The following is an 18,583-nucleotide window of genomic DNA, read 5'->3' as shown; positions in this document are numbered from 1 at the left end:
GTCCCGCACCTGTTCGACGAAAAAAGAGACACGCTGAAAACATGCCAAAAGACCGCGCACCAACCCGTATTCAGAAAAAGAACCGCGCCGCGATTCTAGAGGCCGCCCTGAACGTGTTTTCAGCCCACGGGTTTCGCGGCGCAACCGTAGACCAGATCGCCGCAGAAGCAGGTCTGAGCAAGCCGAACCTGCTGTACTATTTCCCATCAAAAGAAGCGATCCATACTGAATTGCTGTCCGGCCTGCTGGATACCTGGCTGGCTCCGCTGCATGATCTGGACGCCAATGGCGATCCGATGGAGGAAATCCTGGCATACATTCGGCGCAAGTTGCAGATGAGTCAGGAGCTACCACGGGAAAGCCGCCTTTTTGCCAACGAGCTTGTGCAGGGCGCGCCGCGTATTCACGATGCATTGTCCAATGATCTCAAGACACTGGTCGACGAAAAGGTCACGATCCTTACCGGCTGGATGGATCAGGGAAAAATCGCGCGGGTGCACCCCTACCACCTGGTGTTTTCGATCTGGGCCTTGACGCAGCACTATGCAGATTTCGATGTTCAGGTTCGTGCAATTCTGGGCAACGAAAATCCGTTCGAGGGTGCAGAAGCCTTTGTTGACACGTTGTACCGCAAACTTCTGAGCCCCTGAAAAAAGGGGCCGCAATAACGGCCCCTTGACGATCTGTCGCAATCCCCTCATTCGGCCGCCTTGGCCATCGGGTTGTTCGGATGCGTCGTCCAGTTCGCATAAGTTGGCTGAACTTCTTTTCCGGTCCGGGGATCAACCTCGCCCGCTGCCATCGGCACCATATCGATGCAGCCTTCGATCGGACAAACATCGACGCAGAGGTTGCAGGCGACGCATTCGTCATCCATCACCTCAAAGACGCGGTCCTCGGACATGGAAATCGCCTGGTGGCTGGTGTCTTCACAGGCTGCATAACACCGGCCACACTTGATGCACTGATCCTGATCGATCTTCGCCTTGGCGACGTAGTTGAGGTTCAGATACTGCCAGTCGGTGACGTTGGGCACCGCACGTCCGATCACTTCATCGATGCTGGAATATCCCTTCTCATCCATCCATTCCGACAGCCCTGCCGTCAGTTCGTCGATGATCTTGAAGCCATAGGTCATCGCAGCGGTGCACACCTGAACGTTGCCGCAACCCAGCGAGATGAACTCGGCCGCGTCACGCCAAGTGGTGACGCCGCCGATGCCGGAAATCGGCAGACCCCGCGTCGCCTCGGCCCGCGCGATCTCGGACACCATCGACAATGCAATGGGCTTGACGGCGGGGCCGCAATACCCACCGTGGCTGCCTTTGCCGTCAATGGACGGTTCAGGGCTGAACGTGTCCAGATTGACGCTGGTGATCGAATTGATGGTGTTGATCAGCGACACCGCATCCGCACCACCGTTTCTGGCTGCCGCAGCAGGTTTGCGGATGTCAGTGATGTTCGGCGTAAGCTTAACGATGACCGGGCGGTCGTAGTACTGTTTGCACCAGCGCGTGACCATCTCGATATATTCCGGAACCTGCCCCACGGCCGAGCCCATGCCGCGTTCGCTCATCCCATGAGGGCAGCCGAAGTTCAGTTCGATCCCGTCCGCACCGGTTTCTGCCACGCGTGGCAGAATGGCCTTCCATGCTTCTTCCTCGCACGGAACCATGATCGACGCGATCAAGGCGCGATCCGGGTAATCGGATTTGACCCGCGCCATTTCCTCGAGGTTCACCTCGAGAGGGCGATCCGTGATCAGTTCGATATTGTTCAGGCCCAGCAAACGGCGGTCGGCCCCGTAGATTGCGCCATAGCGCGGGCCATTCACGTTCACGACCGGAGGTCCTTCGGCGCCCAGCGTTTTCCAGACAACACCGCCCCATCCGGCTTCAAAGGCGCGGCGCACATTGTATTCCTTGTCCGTCGGCGGCGCAGAGGCCAGCCAGAACGGGTTGGGGCTGGAAATGCCCAGAAAGTTTGTCGTCAGATCGGCCATGGCTTCTCCCTTCCCGGCTCAGCCGGATTTTTTGAATATCATTTCGGTCGGGCGAATACGCCCGGCCTTGAGGTTTTTGACGTAGTTTTGGAACTTTTCGGGCGCCGTTTCGCCCATCATCAGGTGGATTCCCAGCGGCGCTGGTCCGGTCTCGGCTATCTTGGCAAACACGTCTTCGAAGAACTGGATCGCAAACGCGGTGCGGTCTGTTTCGGCAACCAGTTCAAGACCGGCCGCGGCCGCGGCGTCTTTGTATACCTCTGGCGCGTGAACAAAGGAGGTTTCCGGCAAAGTGGACCAGGGGAGCGGAAAAGCCAGCGGCTCATCCACCTCTCCGCCCATGACGTCGAACAGGGCAAAGGTGCCACCGGTGGCCAGAACGCGTGACACTTCAGCGAACAGCCCCGCTTTGTCTTCGATATTCATGCCCACATGCATCATGACGGCAAGATCGAACCCGGCATCCGGCACAGGCATGTCCAGAGCACTGCCAACGTGAAAGCTGGTCTTTTCGGAATGCCCGACCAGATCGCTGAGCGCAGTTGCGGTTTCCACGAACTCGGGCGTCAGGTCGACCCCTGTCACCGTTGAGTCATATTTGTCCACTATGTACCGGGATGTGCCTCCGATGCCGCATCCGATATCCAGAACGCGTGTCGCATGGGTCGGGGAAAGCTGCGCAAACAGGTTGTCGGTCGCAAGAACGCCGCCTGTATGGAATTCATCCCCCGCCTTCAGATCAGCGACCGTAGCCGCATCCGGGTCGATTCCGCTGGCCTCCAGCGCCGCGCGGACGCGTTCGGTCAGTGCACCGGTGGTATAGTGTTGAGCAACGGCTTGTTCGATCTGGGACATGGGAATACCTCAGCGGCGAAAGGAATGGGGTGAATACCCCACCCTATCACGAAACGAGCGTCGCGTGGATGTCCATCGCCGCGTCCCGACCTTCGGCAACGGCCGTTACGGTCAGATCTTCACCGCCCGCAGCGCAGTCACCACCAGCCCAGACACCAGCCAAGGAGGTTCGGCCAGCGCCGCTGACGGCGATCTTGTTGCCATCCAGCGTCAGGCCTTCGGGTGCGCCCTCCAAGGTCTGTCCAATGGCCTTGAGAACCTGATCGGCCGGCAAGCGGATCGTTTCTCCGGTACCGATCAGCTGACCGTTCTGGCTGGATGTATATTCCAGCTCGATCTCGGTCGCGGCGCCATTGCCGTGGATGGCCACCGGCTGAACATTGGCCATGATCCGAACGCCATGCGACGCTGCCAGGTCCTGCTCGTACCGGCTGGCCCCCATGGCATCCCGGCCGCGGCGATAGGCAATCGTGACGTTTTCGGCGCCCAGAAGCTTGGATTTCACGGCGGCATCCACAGCTGTCATGCCCCCGCCGATGACGACCACATTCCGTCCAACGGGCAGATCGGCAAGGTCGCTGGCCTGCCGCACGTCCGATATGAAATCGACCGCGGCCCGCACACCGTCCTTGTCGACACCGCCTGCACGCAAGGCGTTGACACCGGCAAGACCAATGGACAGAAACACCGCGTCGTAGTTTTCGACCAGCCCATCCAACGAGATGCTTTCGCCCAAAACCGAACCGGTCTCGATTGCAATCCCTCCGATTTTCAGCAGCCAGTCCACCTCGGCCTGTGCAAAATCGTTGGTCGATTTGTAGGCTGCGATACCATATTCATTCAGGCCGCCGGGTTTGGGCTTGCTTTCGTGGATCACCACCTCATGGCCCAGCATCGCCAGCCGGTGGGCACAGGCCAGACCCGCAGGCCCGGCCCCCACAACGGCAACTGTCTTGCCGGTCGAAGGCGCACGTTCAAACGGATGCACACCCGAGGCCATGATTTCATCGGTAGCGAAACGTTGCAGGCGCCCGATCTCAACCGGCTTGCCCTCGGCGGCTTCGCGAACACAGGCCTCTTCGCACAGCGTTTCGGTTGGACAGACCCGAGCGCACATTCCGCCCAGAATATTCTGTTCCAGAATCGTGCGCCCTGCTGATTGCGGTTGACCGGCTTGAATCTGGCGAATGAACAACGGGATATCGATATCCGTTGGACAGGCCGTCACGCATGGCGCGTCATAGCAGAAATAACAGCGATCTGCGGCTACTGCGGCCTCATGCTGCGCAAGCGGCGGATGCAGATCGGTGAAATTCGAGGTCAGCTCATCGCTTGAAAGCCGCCCGGCTACGATACCGGGTGCCATCTGGCCCTGTGCCATCACTCTACTCCCTGTAGATATGTTTGTTATGCTCTCAGCTTGCCACAAATAATTTTTTTATCAATTGGTAAAATTTGCCAAATGGTCAAAAAATAAAAAGCCATGCAAAAACAACCGTGTTTTTGGGCACTTCGCTTAGGAATTAAGCACGAAAAGCGTTGAATCATTGGGTCCGAAGGCGGGATTTGCCCAAAAAAAAGAGCTGTGCGGGGATTGGCATACAAGGTTCGGTCAGCATGGCACGCTGCCGATTGCACCTTTCGACGTGAACCGGGCCAACCTCGGAAAATCCGCAAAAGAACCCTGCTCAACCCTTCCTCGGCGCGATGAGAGGAATGCCATAGACTAAAAGAAATCAAACTTTCGGCTTTTGACGCCTCACCCCGCTTGCTGTAATCCGGATCAAAGGGTGCCGGTTCCGGCAGCTTTCAGGAATGGGCATAGATGCAGGCAAGTTCTCGGAAATTCAACATCGCGGTTGTCGGGCAAAACAACCGCCTGCAATATGAGGCCCTGTTGTTCGCGGCCTCGCTTCGCCATTGTTCGCCCGGGCTCAAGGGCCGGCTGTTTGTCGCCACACCCAACCCGGGCCCGCGCTGGACACACAACCCCGGCATCCAGGACGAAGACGTTCTGAAAGCCCTGAAACAGCTGGATGCCGAAATCCTGCCCTTCGACTCGCATGTTTTTGGCGAAAGCTACCCTTATGGCAACAAGATCGAGGCTTTGTTGGCCCTGCCGCATGGTGAACCCTTTGTGTTCTTCGATACGGACACGCTGATCACCGGCGACATCACAAGCGTTCCGTTCGATTTCGACCGCCCCGGAGCCTCATTGAAGGTCGAGGGCACATGGCCAAAGCCGACGCTGTACGGCCCCGGCTTTGACGGTATCTGGCGGGCGCTTTATGCGCGCTTCGGGCTGGATTTCGAAAGCTCGGTGGATCCGGACCAACCCGATGGTTACTGGCGGCGCTACCTTTATTTCAACGCGGGTTACTTCTTTTACAAATGCCCCAGAATGTTCGGTGAACGGTACCTGGACTACGCCAGAACGATCCGGGATGAAAACATTCCCGAACTGACGGGCCAGAACCTTGACCCATGGCTGGATCAGGCAGCCCTGCCGCTGGTCATTCATTCTTTCGGCGGCGGGCGGGATGCATTGCCGGACGGGCTTCTGGACGGGTCCGTCAGCTGCCACTATCGCCTGTTCCCTTTGCTTTATGCCCGCGAAAGCGATCACGTGATCGATGTGCTGGAAACCGTCGTGGCCCCCAACAAGGTCAAAAAAGTGCTCAAACAGTATGATCCGTTGAAAAAGCTGGTTCTTCAGGGCAAAGGCGAAAAAATCCGTGCGCTCTTTGATCAGGACAATCTGCCGCGGCGGGAACAGGCGCTGCGCAACGCGATCAAAAGCAAAGGACTCTGGCTGCGCTGACAGGATCGTTGTGCGCAGGCGGGCAATGGCCTACAGATTCCGCAACACAGATACCAACAGGAGATTTACACGATGTCTGACGGCCCGACCTACGGTTTCGACACATTGCAAATTCATGCGGGTGCCCGCCCCGACCCGGCGACCGGAGCACGCCAGACACCGATCTATCAGACGACTGCCTATGTGTTCCGGGATGCGGACCACGCAGCGGCCCTGTTCAACCTGCAAGAGGTGGGCTTTATCTATTCCCGCCTGACCAACCCAACCGTCGCCGTTCTGCAGGAACGCGTGGCGACGCTTGAAGGCGGCGTCGGGGCGGTGTGCTGCTCGTCCGGGCATGCAGCACAGATCATGGCGCTGTTCCCGCTGATGGGGCCCGGCTGCAACGTGGTCGCCTCGACCCGTTTGTATGGCGGCACGGTCACGCAGTTCAGCCAGACGATCAAACGCTTTGGCTGGTCCGCCAAGTTCGTGGACACCGATGATCTGGACGCCGTGAAGGATGCCATCGACGAAAACACCCGCGCCGTGTTCTGCGAGTCCGTCGCCAATCCGGGCGGTTACGTGTCTGATATCCGTGCGTTGGCGGATGTTGCTGATGCAGCGGGCATCCCGCTGATTGTCGACAACACCTCGGCCACGCCCTACCTGTGCCGTCCGATCGAGCACGGCGCAACGCTGGTTGTGCATTCTACCACCAAGTACCTGACCGGCAACGGCACCGTCACAGGCGGGTGCATCGTGGATTCTGGCAAGTTCGACTGGTCCGCGAATGACAAATTCCCGTCACTGAGCGAACCCGAGCCTGCCTATCACGGCCTGAGGTTCCACGAGACCTTTGGCCCGCTGGCCTTCACCTTCCACGGCATTGCCATCGGTCTGCGTGATCTGGGCATGACCATGAACCCGCAGGCAGCCCATTACACGCTGATGGGGATCGAAACACTGTCGCTGCGGATGGAGCGTCACGTCGAAAACGCCCAGAAAATCGCAGCGTGGCTGGAAGCGGATGACCGCGTGGAATACGTCACCTATGCGGGATTGCCGTCATCACCGTACAAGGACCGAGTCAAATCGCAGTATCCACGTGGCGCGGGTGCATTGTTCACCTTTGCGGTGAAGGGCGGCTATGACGCCTGTATCAAACTGGTCAACGCGCTGGAAATCTTCAGCCACGTGGCCAATTTGGGCGATGCCCGCTCGTTGATCATCCACTCGGCCTCGACCACCCACCGACAACTGACGCCGGAACAACAGGAAGCCGCGGGTGCGGGCCCAGGTGTCGTGCGGGTGTCTATCGGCATCGAAGACGTGAACGACCTGATCGCGGACCTTGATCAGGCCCTCGCCAAGGCCAGCGCCTGACAATGGCCGGGCACGACACAAACGACCTTGGCCAGCCCATCGGTTTGCCGGTGTCGGGTGACTTTCCGCGCCCGACGCCGCCTTATACACCGATGGAAGGCCGGTACTGTTCTGTCGTGCCACTGGATGTGAATCGCCATGCGCCCGGGCTTTTTCGGGCGTTTGCAAATGACAGGGATGGCCGTAACTGGACATACCTGCCCTATGGCCCGTTTGACAGCGAACCGGAATTTGAAGACTGGGCCCGCACCAACTGCATGGATGCGGACCCGATGTTTCATACCGTATTGGATGCGGACGAAGTGCCGGTGGGCATGGCCTCTTATCTTCGGATCGAACCCGCAGCGGGTGCCATCGAAGTCGGCCACATCCACTTTTCGCCGCTGCTGCAACGCAAACCGCAATCGACCGAGGTCATGTACCTCATGATGAAGCGGGTTTTCGACGAGCTCGGCTATCGCCGGTACGAGTGGAAATGCGACGCACTGAATGCACCGTCACGCAATGCCGCTGAACGGCTGGGATTTACTTTCGAAGGGGTTTTTCGGCAGGCGACCCACTACAAGGGCCGCAACAGGGACACGGCATGGTACGCGATCATCGACACTGAATGGCCGCGCATTCGCGATGCATTCGAAGCCTGGCTGTCGCCCGACAATTTTGACGGCACGGGCCAGCAGCGCAAACCGCTGATGGCCCGTGCGAAAGCGTGATCTTAGTCTGAAATCTCGAATTCCATCGAGACACTGACGGAAACCGAGACCTCGCCTCCCGCAACGGGAACACCACCCGCATCCGCCATGCTCAGCGCGCGCATTTCTGCCATCGGACGAATGCCAGCCGTTTGTTCCGAGATCGACTGAACCGGACCAAGCGTCACACCCGCTGCCTCTGCCAACTGCTGTGCTTTGGCCGTGGCTTCGCCGACGGCCTTGGCGCGCGCCTGCGCCTCGATCGGGTTGGGATCCTGCACGCCAAAGCTCAAGCCCCCGAAATCATTGGCGCCGTCCTGAATGACCGCGTCCATGATCTTCCCCAGTTGGGTCAGGTCGCGCACCCGCACAAACACGCGGTTTGACGCTGTAAAGCCGGTGATTTCCGGTGTCTCCCCATTCTGTCCATGACGACCCGACCAGACGGGCGACAATGACAGATCCCGTGTCTGGACGTCACGATCTTCGATACCCATCTCGGTCAGACGCGCCAGGACTTTGGAAACGGCATCCGACGTCGCCTGCATCGCAGCCGAGGCTTCGGCGTTTTCGTTGGTCACGCCCAGGGTTATCGTCGCCATATCAGGTGCAATCTGCACTGTTCCGGTTGCATCAACGTTGATGCGACGTTCTTCCGCATGAGCGGCCCCGGCAGCCGTAGCCGCCATCATCGCGGCCAGAAAAGCGAATGTCTTCAAGGTTATCACTCCAAATTACTCTGCTTTTAGATGGGTTGACGGGCCCTTGCGATACAAGAGGGGATACCGCCTTTTTCTTTCCCTCGGCGGGTTCCTGCTTTAATGTCAGTCTGCAAACGCAAAGTCGTTTGCATTGACATTGATAATTATGGTTCCTCCGGAATATGAAACCCGCCTTTGCGCTGTCTTTTTCTGCGACCGGAATAACACTGCACCACCGTTCCGATGACGACTGGTTTGTTGTCGGTACGATTCCGCTGGATGTTCCGGACTTGTCCGCACAGATACAGGCGTTGCGGGAAAAGGCATTTGCGCTGGAGAATGATCTGAGCTGCAAGCTCGTGCTGCCAGAGGATCAGGTTCGGTTTCTAAAGTTTTCGACCGATGGGGTGCCGCCGGAAGGCCGGACGGAACGTATCGAAAGTGCTCTGACTGAGGCCACGCCTTACGCCCTGTCGGAACTGAGTTATGACAGTCACACCGAAGGTGACACGACCTATGTTGCTGCCGTGGCGGTTGAAACTTTGGCCGAAGCGCGGACCTTTGCCTCGGAACATGGTTTTGTGGTGGTGGCGTTTACTGCCGAAGACAAAGAGGGCGCGTTCCCGCGCGAGGCGTTGTTTCGCGAAACCTCGGACGCTTCCGATCTGTCACACCCGGAAAACCAGCCATCTCCGGTGGAAATGGACGCAGTTGAACAGGCTGATGATTCCGGCCTGCCCACCCATCCGATTGCCGGCACCGCCGCACCCGAGGCTTTCCGAGCACCCCGGGAAACAGCGAACAGCCTTGATGCATCTTCAGGGGTAAACCGATCTGCCATTGCTGTCTTTGCCGCTGTGTTTCTCGTTGGTGGACTAGTTGGTATTTGGCTGGCATCGGGGTCCGGCCCTGAACAGGATCAGGCGGAACAGAGCCCGGCTCAGGTTGCGGTTCCCGCCACTGAACCGGCCGCAGAGCCCCTGCTTGAACCAGAGCTGGACACGGCTGCGCTGGAAGCCCCGCAACAAACCGTTCCGGACCTTGCGACCGATGACGCCGAAGAGCCTGCGAACGCGGCCTCGGAAACCGAAACCGGCACGCAGCCGGATCTGACTGCCACAGATGCAGCCATTCTGGAGGCCCTCAAAGTTGCCCCTACCGCGGTGGAATCCGTCGCTCAGGACCCCGAGACACAAAAAGGTGTCGAGGCCGTTACGGGCATAAGCACGACAGCGCCAGCGGCACCGGAAATACCCGAAACTGTTGAACCGCAGGAATTGTATCTGGCATCGCTCGACAACGCCGATCTGTTCGAGGATGCGGTTGCCTTACCGCCCGACCCCAGTTTTGACACCGACGCTCCTTTTGAACCCGACGTATCCCCCAACATTGCGGGCACTCGGTTTGATCTGGATGAGAACGGCTTGGTCGTGCCAACACCGGAAGGCACCGTAAATCCGGAGGGGGTTGTTGTTTATCTGGGGCGCCCATCCAAGGTTCCGCCTGAAACTCCGGTTCGTTTCGAAGAAGAACCGGTGGTCGACGAGGTCGACGACAGATTGGCAGGCATTCGACCCAAGCCACGCCCTGCTGATCTGGTCGAGAATTTCGAGCGCGGTCAACTGGGTGGCCGGTCATTGGAGGAATTGGCATCCAAGCGGCCGAAAGCGCGCCCGGAAAGCCTTCAGACCAAGCCACAGGTCGATGATGCACCAACGGCCTTGGCTGTCGTAAGAGTACCGCGCCCCAAATCCCGCCCTGCCGGATTGGCCCCTGCCAAATCAACTGTTTCAAACAGTTCGAATCTTGGGTCCACAGCAGCATTGGATCAGAAATCCGATGAAGCGGGATCGTTCCAACCAAAAACCGTCGCGCCCAAAATTCCTTCGACCGCGTCGGTTGCACGACAAGCCACGATCGACAACGCAATCAACCTACGCAGATTGAACCTGATCGGGGTCTACGGAACGCCAGCCAACAGACGCGCATTGGTGCGGCTTCCCAGCGGGCGTTACAAAAAGCTGAAAGTCGGAGACCGCCTTGATGGCGGGAAAGTGATCGCGATCAGCGACAGTGAGCTTCGATATCAGAAAAAGGGCCGCAACGTGACCCTTGCGATGCCGCGCAGCTGAAAAACGGCAATCGATCTTCTAACGCACCAACCGTTACATGAAAGCGCCGAAGGCAGATGAACTGCCCCCGGCGTGTCAGTGCGTTGCAATCAGGCTGCGGAAATCTCACCGCTTTCGATCTGTTCGCGTTCGATGGATTCGAAAAGCGCCTGGAAATTTCCCTCGCCGAAACCGTCGTCGCCCTTGCGCTGAATGAACTCGAAGAAGATCGGTCCGATGACGGTTTTCGAGAAAATCTGTAGCAGAATCCGGGTCTCCCCACCGTCAACAACGCCTTCACCATCGATCAGGATGCCGTGTTTCATCATCCTGTCCAGCGGCTCTTCGTGGCCGGCCACGCGGGTCTTGGACATCTCGTAATATGCCTTGTTCGGGCCCGGCATGAATTTCAGACCGTTTTCCGCAATTGCATCGGTCGAGGCGTAGATATCGTCACTGCCGACAGCAATATGCTGGATGCCTTCACCTTTGTATTTCTTCAGGTAAGACACGATTTGCCCCGTCTCGCCGCGGTCTTCGTTGATCGGGATGCGGATCCGACCACAAGGAGACGTCAGCGCGCGGCTGTACAACCCGGTGAACTTGCCCTGAATGTCAAAGAAACGAATTTCACGGAAGTTGAACAGGTCGCCGTAGAACTTGAACCACTTGTCCATGTTGCCCTTGTAGACGTTGTGCGTCAGGTGATCGAGATAGAAGAAACCCACACCCCGTGGTTTGGATTCTTTGATCCACTCGAATTCCTGATTGTAGGGCGATGTGTCGTAATATTGATCGATGAAATAGATCAATGATCCACCGATGCCCTTGATCGCAGGCACATTCATGGTTTTGTCAGCGCCGTCGTAAGGTTCTGCACCTTTCGACACCGCATGATCATAGGCCTTTTGCGCGTCAACAACTCGCCACCCCATGGATGGCGCGCAAGGGCCGTGCTCGTCCACGAACCTCGCGGCAAAGCTGTCGGGATCCGCGTTCAGGATATAGGTGACATCCCCTTGCTGCCACAGCTCGACGGCGGGTTTTTCTTTGTGGCGGGCCACCAGATCAAACCCCATCTTCGCGAACAGATCACGTAGCTCCTGCGGTTCAGGATGGGCAAACTCGACGAATTCAAACCCATCGGTACCGGCAGGGTTTTCTTCGCTGATAACAGATTTCGGGGCGTTGTGTGGGAAAGGACCCATGGCGCGTCTCCTTCGAAAACAGGAATTTCTTTGCTGATTCAAAAATATGACTTTTATGACGCTGTTTCTGCGCATTGTTTTCGTGTAAACTGCCGATAGGCGCGCAAAACGCGCATAAAAGTTAATAAAGGCAGGATTTTTCCGCACATGCTGGACGCGACCGACAAGCGATTGCTTTCTGCCCTGCAAAAGGACGCACACCTGACCGCGCACCAACTGGGCGAAATGCTGAACCTGTCGCCCAGTCAGGCAGGACGCCGCCGCCAGCGGCTTGAGGCCGAAGGGTACATAACCGGGTATGCCGCCCGGCTGGACCCGTTGAAACTGGGTCTGCAAGTGCAAGGCTTTGTTCAGGTCCATCTGGGGACTCATGGCCCTGAACAATCTGCAAGCTTCGCCCGCATGGTCGACACCCGCCCCGAAATTACCAGCGCATGGACGATGACCGGAGAGGCAGATTATCTGCTGCACATCTATTGTGACGATCTTTCCGCGCTCAACAGCTTGCTACATTCGGTCATCCTGCCGCATCCTGCCGTTGCAAGGGTCCATAGCCAGATCGTAATGGACCAACTGAAACGCGACGCCCCCCTGCCCACCTGAACGGGCCCGAGAGGACACCTATGGACGTATTCCTATATCAGGCTTCGATCTATCTGGCAGCGGCAGTCATCGCCGTTCCCCTGTCTGCACGGCTGGGGCTGGGATCGGTTCTGGGGTATCTGGCCGCCGGGATCATCATAGGCCCTGTTCTTGGGCTTGTCGGCGCGGAAACGGAAAACCTTCAGCACGTTGCCGAATTCGGTGTGGTGATGATGCTGTTCCTGATCGGTCTGGAACTGGAGCCGCGCGCCCTGTGGGATATGCGCGACAAGTTGCTGGGGTTGGGCGGGTTGCAGGTTGCGTTGTCGACGGCTGCGATCGCTGCCGTGGCAATGTACGCCAACCACCCCTGGTCGGTCGCCCTGGCCGTAGGGCTGACCTTGTCGCTGTCATCCACGGCAATCGTTCTTCAGACTCTTTCAGAAAAGGGCCTGATGCGAACAAATGGCGGTCGAGCTACGTTTTCGGTGCTGCTGACGCAGGACATAGCGGTCATTCCGATCCTGGCCTTGCTTCCACTTCTGGCCTTGCCGGCCATGCCTCATATCGAATCGGATGGTTCGATTGACCGCGGGGCCGGAGAACTTCACGGCGCGGACCATCACAGCCTTTCTCTGGTCGAAGGTCTGCCGGGTTGGGCCGTCACGCTGGTTACGATCGGGGCAGTGGTGTTTGTCATTCTGGCCGGTGTCTACCTGACCCGTCCGCTGTTTCGCTTCATCCACGCGACCCGCCTGCGCGAGATGTATACCGCCCTGGCGCTTATGATCGTGGTCGGGATTTCCTTCCTGATGACCCTCGTCGGACTTTCCCCTGCCCTGGGCGCCTTCCTGGCGGGGGTGGTTCTGGCCAGTTCCGAGTTCAGACATGAAATGGAAAGCGACCTTGAGCCATTCAAGGGGCTTTTACTTGGGCTTTTCTTCATCACGGTCGGTGCCGGGATCGATGTTGCCTATTTCTTTGATGATCCCCTTGATCTGATCGGTCTGGCGCTTCTCTTGATCCTTGCAAAAGGGATCATCCTGTATCTTGTGGGCAAGGCCTTCAAGTTGCGTGGGCGCGATCACTGGCTGTTTACCTTGGGCTTGGCGCAAGCGGGTGAGTTTGGTTTTGTTCTGCTGGCATTTTCCACGCAACAGAATGTCATCCCCCCCGACCTGTCCCAAAAACTGCTGATGATCATCGCTTTGACGATGCTGATCACACCGCTTCTGTTTATCATCTATGATCTTCTGTCGCGAAAGATCGGCGACACTTCCAAAGAACCCGTGCCGGACGAAATTGACGAAAAAGGCCCCGTCATCATCGCCGGGATTGGTCGGTTCGGGCAGATCGTAAACCGGCTGGTGCGGGCCAGCGGGTTCAAGACGGTTGTGCTGGACCACGATATCGAAACCATCCAATTGATGCGCCGTTTCGGCGTCAAAGGGTTTCTGGGCGATCCTACACGCCCTGAATTGCTGCGTGCTGCGGGGTTGGAAAAAGCGTCGGTCCTTGTCGCCGCCATGGATGACCACAAGCAAGTCACGCGGCTTGTCGGGTATGCCAGACGGCAGCGCCCTGACCTGCACATCATCGCCCGCGCCCGCGACCGGACCCATGTGTACGAGCTCTATCAGGCTGGCGCCAATGACATCGTGCGGGAACTTTTCGACAGCTCATTGCGCGCGGGCCGCTATGTTCTGGAGAATGTCGGGCTGAGTGAGTACGAGGCCGCACAGGCGGAACAGACCTTTTATCACCATGACCGGATGTCTGTTCGCGATCTCGCCGAACTATGGGTCCCGGGTCTGCCAACTGCCGAAAACAAGAAATACATCGAGCGTGCACAGCAGCTGGAAAAGGATCTGGAAACCGCGCTGCTGGAACTGGCCGAAAAACACGCCAAGAAATCCGCCTGACCCAAGCCTGTGCCCGGGTCAGGCAATGAATCAACCGTCAGACACTCCTGCCTCGGCAAAGGTTGCCATACCGGAATGACAGGCCACGGCGCTTTTGAGAATATTGATCGCCAGCGCCCCGCCCGAGCCTTCGCCCAGCCGAAGACCAAGGCTCAGCAGCGGTTCCTTGCCCAGCTTCGCCAATACGGCACCGTGTGCGGCCTCGGCGCTTTGGTGGCCGGCCACGGCGTGATCCAGCGCGGTATCCGACAGCCTCCACAAGCAGGCAGCGGCAGCGGTACAGATGAAACCGTCCAGGATCACGGGAATGCGCAATATCCGCGCGGCGGCAATCGCCCCCGCCATCGCCGCGATCTCACGGCCTCCGAGGCAGCGCAGGATTTCAAGGCCATCCTCTGACCTGTGCAACGCTACACCTTCGGCCACAACGCGGGTCTTGTTGGTCAGCCCCGCATCATCGACGCCCGTCCCGCGACCTGTCCAATCGGCCGCGTCACCGCCGAACAGCGCGCAGGCAATGGCGGCTGCCGGGGTGGTGTTGCCAATGCCCATCTCGCCCACGACCAACAGATCAACCTGCTGATCCACGGCCTGCCAGCCAGTGCGCAGCGCGTCCAGCAATTCGGCCTCCGTCATGGCCGGTGCCTGGGTGAAATCTGCGGTCGGGTTGTCCAGATCCAGCGCGTGAACATCCATCGTTGCACCCGCCGCCCGGGCCAGTTGGTTGATCGCCGCACCGCCATGTTCGAAGTTCATCACCATTTGCACGGTCACTTCCGACGGAAAAGCCGAGACCCCCTGTGCAGTGACTCCGTGGTTTCCGGCAAAGACGATGACCTGTGGCGCCGCGATCTGTGGCCGGGCATTTCCTCGCCATCCTGCGTACCAGATTGCCAAATCCTCAAGTCGCCCCAGCGCGCCTGGGGGTTTCGTCAGTTGTCCGTTTCGCTCTGCAGCGCCCTGTGCCGCGGTTGCATCCGGCCCCGGAGCCGCTGCAAGCGCAGCACGGAACGCGTTCAAATCATTCAGTTCAGGCAACATGAAAGCCTCATTGCATCAGAGTGATCCTGTGTGTTTAACCGAAGCATCGAATCCAACAAGACCCCGAAAGGCACGGGCGTGCATAAAAACGACACCAATCCCTTTTCCCTGTGGGACATTCCGCTGGCTCTGGTGCTGTTGACCCGCCTGCCCCTGCCCCGATTGCCCGAACCTGTATTCAAGCGGCAGGCACAGGCGGCATGGGCCTTCCCCGTCGCCGGGCTGGCCGTCGGAGCGATTGCCTGTCTGGTCGGATGGTTGGCAATGGTCTTTCATCTGCCCCCTTTTGTTGCCGCGGCCCTGTTGGTTGCAACGTTGATCATGACGACGGGCGCGATGCACGAGGACGGTATGGCCGATACGTTCGACGGCCTCTGGGGCGGGTTCACCGCTGAACGTCGACTTGAAATCATGAAAGACAGCCAGATCGGAACCTATGGTGTTCTCGCTTTGGTTTTTTCTCAGCTTGCTCGGGTTTCGGCAGTTGCCACGATTTTGGCAACAGGGTCGATTTGGGCGATTCTGGCAGCCTGCATGTTCTCACGCGCCTTGATGCCGGTTTTGATGGCATCCCTGCCAAACGCCAGAAAATCGGGGCTGAGCCATTCGGTGGGAACCCCCGGCGCGATTTCGGTCAGCATGTCCTTGGGCCTGGCCGCTCCAATCGCCGTTTTTCTGTGCGGGGGTGCGGCGATCACCGCCATCTTCTCTGCCGCCTCGGTTGCTGCCATCTTGGCGCTGACAGCGCGCAAGAAGATCGGCGGCCAGACCGGGGACATACTTGGGGCATCGCAACAACTGGCCGAGATCGCGTTTCTGCTTGCCATCAGCGCGCAGATCTAGGACACGCCGCCTGTTTCGATCCGCAGTGTTCCACCGCAATGCTTGCAATGCACGGCATCGGGATCATGCCGATACAACCCGCAGCTTGGGCATTTGTGACGTACCTTCTGCGGCATGAATATCGCCTGCGCCAAACGGACAAACAACGCGACACCCACGACCATGATGAACACCGAGAACAGCTTGCCCCAAGGGGTGCTCAGCGTGATGTCACCGAACCCGGTTGTGGTCAGGGTGGCCATGGTGAAATACAGCGCATCTATGTAAGGCGTCTGGGCGTCTTCCGGAATGAAGAACACCAAAACCGCCGTGGAGGTGGCAAAGACAAAAACCATCAGATTGATTGCCGCAATCACCGCGTCTTCGTGGGTGCGAAAAAAGGTACTGTCGCGTCGCAAGTCCCTGAGCAGGTGGTATGAATGGATCAGGCGCAAGGCCCGCAGAATCCTCAGGAAAGCCAGGTTGCCCGTCAGGAACGGATCCAGAACCAGCGAGACGATGACTACAATATCCGCCAGCGTATAAATCTGGCGCAGCAGCTTCCAGCGATCCTTTGAAATCCAAAGCCGCGCAGAGAAGTCCAAGAAAATCAAAAATCCGATCAACTGGCTTGCAAGGACCAAGCCGGGACCATGAGTGACGTGAGCCGTTGCGACAAAGAAAACGATTGTCGCTACATCGAACAGGATCAGAGCGTACCGAAACCAGACCGAAATCGGGTCATGCCCGATATACAGATATCTAACTGTCTGCTTCATGTCCGCCCTGTAGCTTGCTGCATATACAGTGAAATTAGCGGTACTTGCGGAATTCACCAAGCCACGAAAAAGGCCGCCCCGATGGTGGAGCGGCCTGTTGTCATATTGAACTCGCTGTCAGGCAGCGCGAGAGGTCAGAACTTCGTCCACCTGTTTGGCAGCGGATACTTCGCCGGTGCCGGAAACCGCCGCGACCTCGCGGGTCAGACGTTCCAGGGCAGCTTCGTACAGCTGACGCTCGGAATAGCTCTGCTCGCGCTGGTCGTCCGTGCGATGCAGATCGCGGACCACTTCCGCAATCGAGATCAGATCGCCCGAGTTGATTTTCTGCTCGTATTCCTGAGCACGGCGCGACCACATGGCGCGTTTGACCTTTGCCTTTCCTTTGAGCGTCTTCATCGCCTGACTGATCACGTCGGGCGAGCTGAGCGACCGCAGACCGGATTCGGTAACCTTGTTGGTCGGCACGCGCAGTGTCATCTTGTCTTTCTCAAATGAGATGACGAACAGCTCCAGAGAGAATCCCGCGACTTCCTGTTCTTCGATCGAGATGATCTGGCCTACGCCGTGGGCGGGGTAGACAACATAGTCGTTCGGGCGGAACTCGAGCTTTTTCGACTTTGTCATTCAGTTTTTTCCTTGCTTGCGGACGGGACACAGACAACAAAAGCACCACATGCGGGGACTTTTTCAGCCCCGACAGGCGGCGATATTGTCACAAATTCAAAGCTCCAAAGCGAGCATACTTGTGGAGCGCATCCCAATCTCGGTCATCATACAAGAAACAAGTATATCACAAAAATACGACACCCGAAAGTTTACCCCACGGTAAATTTTTATATTCAACCTGTTTTCAACAGGTTGTGCCGCGTTCTTTGCGCATCAAACAGGGGTTTGAGCGCGAATCGTTCAACCACCCTCGCCCGGTGCTTCCGAGAAATACTTCTCCATCTTGCCTTCTTCACCGTCGCGTTCTTCCGCATCGGGAAGCGGATCTTTCTTGGTGACGATCACAGGCCACATTTCCGAGTACTTGCGATTGAATTCGACCCATTGATCCATGCCCGGTTCAGTATCGGGGCGGATCGCGTCGGCCGGGCATTCCGGTTCGCAAACACCGCAGTCGATGCATTCGTCGGGATGGATGACCAACGTGTTCTCACCTTCATAGAAACAGTCCACCGGACATACTTCGACACAGTCGGTATATTTGCAGGCGATACAGTTTTCGGTGACAACATAGGTCATGATCGGATTCCCGTTTGCGGTTTGAGCGTTTAGCTAATTCAGTCTGGCCTACTCTTCAAGATATGATCAGCGATCTTCGGTGCGAGAAAGATCAAGTGAACGGCGATCTTTCTTTGTCGGGCGACCTTTTCCCTCAAACCCCGGATTTTTGGGCGGAACGTCCTGTTTTTCGGTCATATCGAAATACAGCGTTTGCGCTTCGGGGGCCGGACCACGGCGATCCCCGATTTTTTCGATACGCACGACGCGGACGATACGGCCCTGAGGAAAGGTCAGAACGTCGCCCGGGGCCACGGCCTGCGCCGGTTTTTGCACCCGGTTTCCGTTCAACCTGACATGGCCGCCGCTGACCTGTTTGGCGGCCAGGCTGCGGGTCTTGAAGAACCGCGCCTGCCACAACCATTTGTCAATCCGCAGCTTGGCCTCGGCCATTT

18 protein-coding genes are annotated in these 18,583 nt (G+C 57.9%); 8 read left to right on the top strand and 10 right to left on the bottom strand.

Going from position 1 to position 18,583, the window contains the following annotated elements; all coding sequences use genetic code 11:
• Window positions 1-41 precede the first annotated feature (41 nt).
• Window positions 42-650, top strand: coding sequence for a TetR family transcriptional regulator C-terminal domain-containing protein (locus tag GOW60_RS05760; protein WP_171228557.1), 609 nt, complete (start codon window positions 42-44; stop codon window positions 648-650).
• Between the two features lie 47 nt (window positions 651-697).
• Here the strand turns inward: GOW60_RS05760 and preA are convergent, their stop codons facing one another.
• Genes preA through GOW60_RS05745 form a run of 3 tightly spaced genes read right to left on the bottom strand, consistent with a single transcriptional unit; the run spans window position 698 to window position 4,238 of the window.
• Complete coding sequence (preA, locus tag GOW60_RS05755; RefSeq protein WP_171228556.1) at window positions 698-2,002, bottom strand: NAD-dependent dihydropyrimidine dehydrogenase subunit PreA; 1,305 nt, start codon at window positions 2,000-2,002, stop codon at window positions 698-700.
• An 18-nt stretch (window positions 2,003-2,020) separates the two neighbouring features.
• Complete coding sequence (locus GOW60_RS05750) at window positions 2,021-2,857, bottom strand: methyltransferase domain-containing protein (RefSeq protein ID WP_171228555.1); 837 nt, start codon at window positions 2,855-2,857, stop codon at window positions 2,021-2,023.
• Window positions 2,858-2,903: 46 nt separating this feature from the next.
• Complete coding sequence (locus GOW60_RS05745) at window positions 2,904-4,238, bottom strand: NAD(P)-dependent oxidoreductase (RefSeq protein ID WP_171228554.1); 1,335 nt, start codon at window positions 4,236-4,238, stop codon at window positions 2,904-2,906.
• Between the two features lie 444 nt (window positions 4,239-4,682).
• Between GOW60_RS05745 and GOW60_RS05740 the strand changes: the two genes are divergently transcribed.
• The 3 genes from GOW60_RS05740 to GOW60_RS05730 all read left to right on the top strand — a co-directional run bounded on the left by GOW60_RS05740 (window position 4,683) and on the right by GOW60_RS05730 (window position 7,756).
• Window positions 4,683-5,678: a hypothetical protein gene (locus GOW60_RS05740; RefSeq protein ID WP_171228553.1), complete on the top strand. Its 996-nt coding sequence runs from the start codon at window positions 4,683-4,685 to the stop codon at window positions 5,676-5,678.
• A 72-nt stretch (window positions 5,679-5,750) separates the two neighbouring features.
• Window positions 5,751-7,043, top strand: coding sequence for an O-acetylhomoserine aminocarboxypropyltransferase/cysteine synthase family protein (locus GOW60_RS05735; RefSeq protein WP_171228552.1), 1,293 nt, complete (start codon window positions 5,751-5,753; stop codon window positions 7,041-7,043).
• A 2-nt stretch (window positions 7,044-7,045) separates the two neighbouring features.
• Window positions 7,046-7,756, top strand: coding sequence for a GNAT family N-acetyltransferase (locus GOW60_RS05730; RefSeq protein WP_171228551.1), 711 nt, complete (start codon window positions 7,046-7,048; stop codon window positions 7,754-7,756).
• A 2-nt stretch (window positions 7,757-7,758) separates the two neighbouring features.
• On the opposite strand, the gene GOW60_RS05725 is transcribed toward GOW60_RS05730, so the two are convergent.
• Entirely contained in the window at window positions 7,759-8,463 is a 705-nt protein-coding gene (locus tag GOW60_RS05725; protein ID WP_371807861.1) for an SIMPL domain-containing protein, read from the bottom strand.
• 155 nt (window positions 8,464-8,618) lie between these two features.
• On the opposite strand from GOW60_RS05725, the gene GOW60_RS05720 reads away from it, so the two are divergent.
• Window positions 8,619-10,568, top strand: coding sequence for a hypothetical protein (locus GOW60_RS05720; RefSeq protein WP_171228550.1), 1,950 nt, complete (start codon window positions 8,619-8,621; stop codon window positions 10,566-10,568).
• An 89-nt stretch (window positions 10,569-10,657) separates the two neighbouring features.
• On the opposite strand, the gene hppD is transcribed toward GOW60_RS05720, so the two are convergent.
• Window positions 10,658-11,755 (bottom strand): 4-hydroxyphenylpyruvate dioxygenase, encoded by a 1,098-nt coding sequence (gene hppD, locus GOW60_RS05715; RefSeq protein WP_171228549.1) that lies wholly within the window; start codon window positions 11,753-11,755, stop codon window positions 10,658-10,660.
• A 147-nt stretch (window positions 11,756-11,902) separates the two neighbouring features.
• On the opposite strand from hppD, the gene GOW60_RS05710 reads away from it, so the two are divergent.
• Both GOW60_RS05710 and GOW60_RS05705 read left to right on the top strand, forming a co-directional pair.
• A complete protein-coding gene (locus GOW60_RS05710) occupies window positions 11,903-12,358 on the top strand; it encodes an Lrp/AsnC family transcriptional regulator (protein WP_152457686.1) in 456 nt (151 codons plus the stop codon).
• A 20-nt stretch (window positions 12,359-12,378) separates the two neighbouring features.
• Window positions 12,379-14,259 carry a monovalent cation:proton antiporter-2 (CPA2) family protein gene (locus tag GOW60_RS05705; protein ID WP_152457685.1) on the top strand — a complete coding sequence of 627 codons (1,881 nt, stop codon included), beginning with the start codon at window positions 12,379-12,381 and terminating at the stop codon, window positions 14,257-14,259.
• Window positions 14,260-14,289: 30 nt separating this feature from the next.
• Here the strand turns inward: GOW60_RS05705 and cobT are convergent, their stop codons facing one another.
• Window positions 14,290-15,300, bottom strand: a complete 1,011-nt coding sequence (cobT, locus tag GOW60_RS05700; protein WP_171228548.1) for a nicotinate-nucleotide--dimethylbenzimidazole phosphoribosyltransferase — start codon at window positions 15,298-15,300, stop codon at window positions 14,290-14,292.
• Window positions 15,301-15,378: 78 nt separating this feature from the next.
• Here cobT and cobS point away from each other — a divergent pair, with 78 nt between their 5' ends.
• Window positions 15,379-16,143, top strand: a complete 765-nt coding sequence (gene cobS / locus GOW60_RS05695; protein WP_171228547.1) for an adenosylcobinamide-GDP ribazoletransferase — start codon at window positions 15,379-15,381, stop codon at window positions 16,141-16,143.
• Here cobS and GOW60_RS05690 read toward each other — a convergent pair.
• The 4 genes from GOW60_RS05690 to GOW60_RS05675 all read right to left on the bottom strand — a co-directional run bounded on the left by GOW60_RS05690 (window position 16,140) and on the right by GOW60_RS05675 (window position 18,581).
• The gene (locus GOW60_RS05690; protein ID WP_171228546.1) at window positions 16,140-16,901 is read right to left on the bottom strand and encodes an ion channel; all 762 of its coding nucleotides are present in this window, start codon (window positions 16,899-16,901) and stop codon (window positions 16,140-16,142) included. The genes cobS and GOW60_RS05690 overlap by 4 nt on opposite strands.
• 117 nt (window positions 16,902-17,018) lie before the next feature.
• The gene (locus GOW60_RS05685) at window positions 17,019-17,528 is read right to left on the bottom strand and encodes a CarD family transcriptional regulator (protein ID WP_171116428.1); all 510 of its coding nucleotides are present in this window, start codon (window positions 17,526-17,528) and stop codon (window positions 17,019-17,021) included.
• Window positions 17,529-17,810: 282 nt separating this feature from the next.
• The gene (gene fdxA, locus GOW60_RS05680; RefSeq protein WP_152457680.1) at window positions 17,811-18,149 is read right to left on the bottom strand and encodes a ferredoxin FdxA; all 339 of its coding nucleotides are present in this window, start codon (window positions 18,147-18,149) and stop codon (window positions 17,811-17,813) included.
• 66 nt (window positions 18,150-18,215) lie between these two features.
• Window positions 18,216-18,581 (bottom strand): RNA-binding S4 domain-containing protein, encoded by a 366-nt coding sequence (locus GOW60_RS05675; protein ID WP_171168579.1) that lies wholly within the window; start codon window positions 18,579-18,581, stop codon window positions 18,216-18,218.
• Window positions 18,582-18,583: the final 2 nt, after the last annotated feature.

Source organism: Ruegeria sp. HKCCA4008, assembly GCF_013033125.1.
In the GTDB taxonomy this organism is placed as follows: Bacteria; Pseudomonadota; Alphaproteobacteria; order Rhodobacterales; family Rhodobacteraceae; genus Ruegeria.
Note: the sequence above shows the minus strand (reverse complement) of the source record. Positions and strands in the feature narration are given on the sequence as shown.

Bases quoted from the DNA above. Each gene is read 5' to 3' on its own strand.
- GOW60_RS05685 (WP_171116428.1), bottom strand. From the start codon at position 17,528: ATGACAAAGTCGAAAAAGCTCGAGTTCCGCCCGAACGACTATGTTGTC.
- GOW60_RS05750 (WP_171228555.1), bottom strand. From the start codon at position 2,857: ATGTCCCAGATCGAACAAGCCGTTGCTCAACACTATACCACCGGTGCA.
- fdxA (WP_152457680.1), bottom strand. From the start codon at position 18,149: ATGACCTATGTTGTCACCGAAAACTGTATCGCCTGCAAATATACCGAC.
- GOW60_RS05760 (WP_171228557.1), top strand. From the start codon at position 42: ATGCCAAAAGACCGCGCACCAACCCGTATTCAGAAAAAGAACCGCGCC.
- preA (WP_171228556.1), bottom strand. From the start codon at position 2,002: ATGGCCGATCTGACGACAAACTTTCTGGGCATTTCCAGCCCCAACCCG.
- GOW60_RS05740 (WP_171228553.1), top strand. From the start codon at position 4,683: ATGCAGGCAAGTTCTCGGAAATTCAACATCGCGGTTGTCGGGCAAAAC.
- GOW60_RS05710 (WP_152457686.1), top strand. From the start codon at position 11,903: ATGCTGGACGCGACCGACAAGCGATTGCTTTCTGCCCTGCAAAAGGAC.
- GOW60_RS05690 (WP_171228546.1), bottom strand. From the start codon at position 16,901: ATGAAGCAGACAGTTAGATATCTGTATATCGGGCATGACCCGATTTCG.
- GOW60_RS05730 (WP_171228551.1), top strand. From the start codon at position 7,046: ATGGCCGGGCACGACACAAACGACCTTGGCCAGCCCATCGGTTTGCCG.
- GOW60_RS05720 (WP_171228550.1), top strand. From the start codon at position 8,619: ATGAAACCCGCCTTTGCGCTGTCTTTTTCTGCGACCGGAATAACACTG.
- GOW60_RS05735 (WP_171228552.1), top strand. From the start codon at position 5,751: ATGTCTGACGGCCCGACCTACGGTTTCGACACATTGCAAATTCATGCG.
- GOW60_RS05675 (WP_171168579.1), bottom strand. From the start codon at position 18,581: ATGGCCGAGGCCAAGCTGCGGATTGACAAATGGTTGTGGCAGGCGCGG.
- GOW60_RS05705 (WP_152457685.1), top strand. From the start codon at position 12,379: ATGGACGTATTCCTATATCAGGCTTCGATCTATCTGGCAGCGGCAGTC.
- GOW60_RS05745 (WP_171228554.1), bottom strand. From the start codon at position 4,238: ATGGCACAGGGCCAGATGGCACCCGGTATCGTAGCCGGGCGGCTTTCA.
- cobT (WP_171228548.1), bottom strand. From the start codon at position 15,300: ATGTTGCCTGAACTGAATGATTTGAACGCGTTCCGTGCTGCGCTTGCA.
- hppD (WP_171228549.1), bottom strand. From the start codon at position 11,755: ATGGGTCCTTTCCCACACAACGCCCCGAAATCTGTTATCAGCGAAGAA.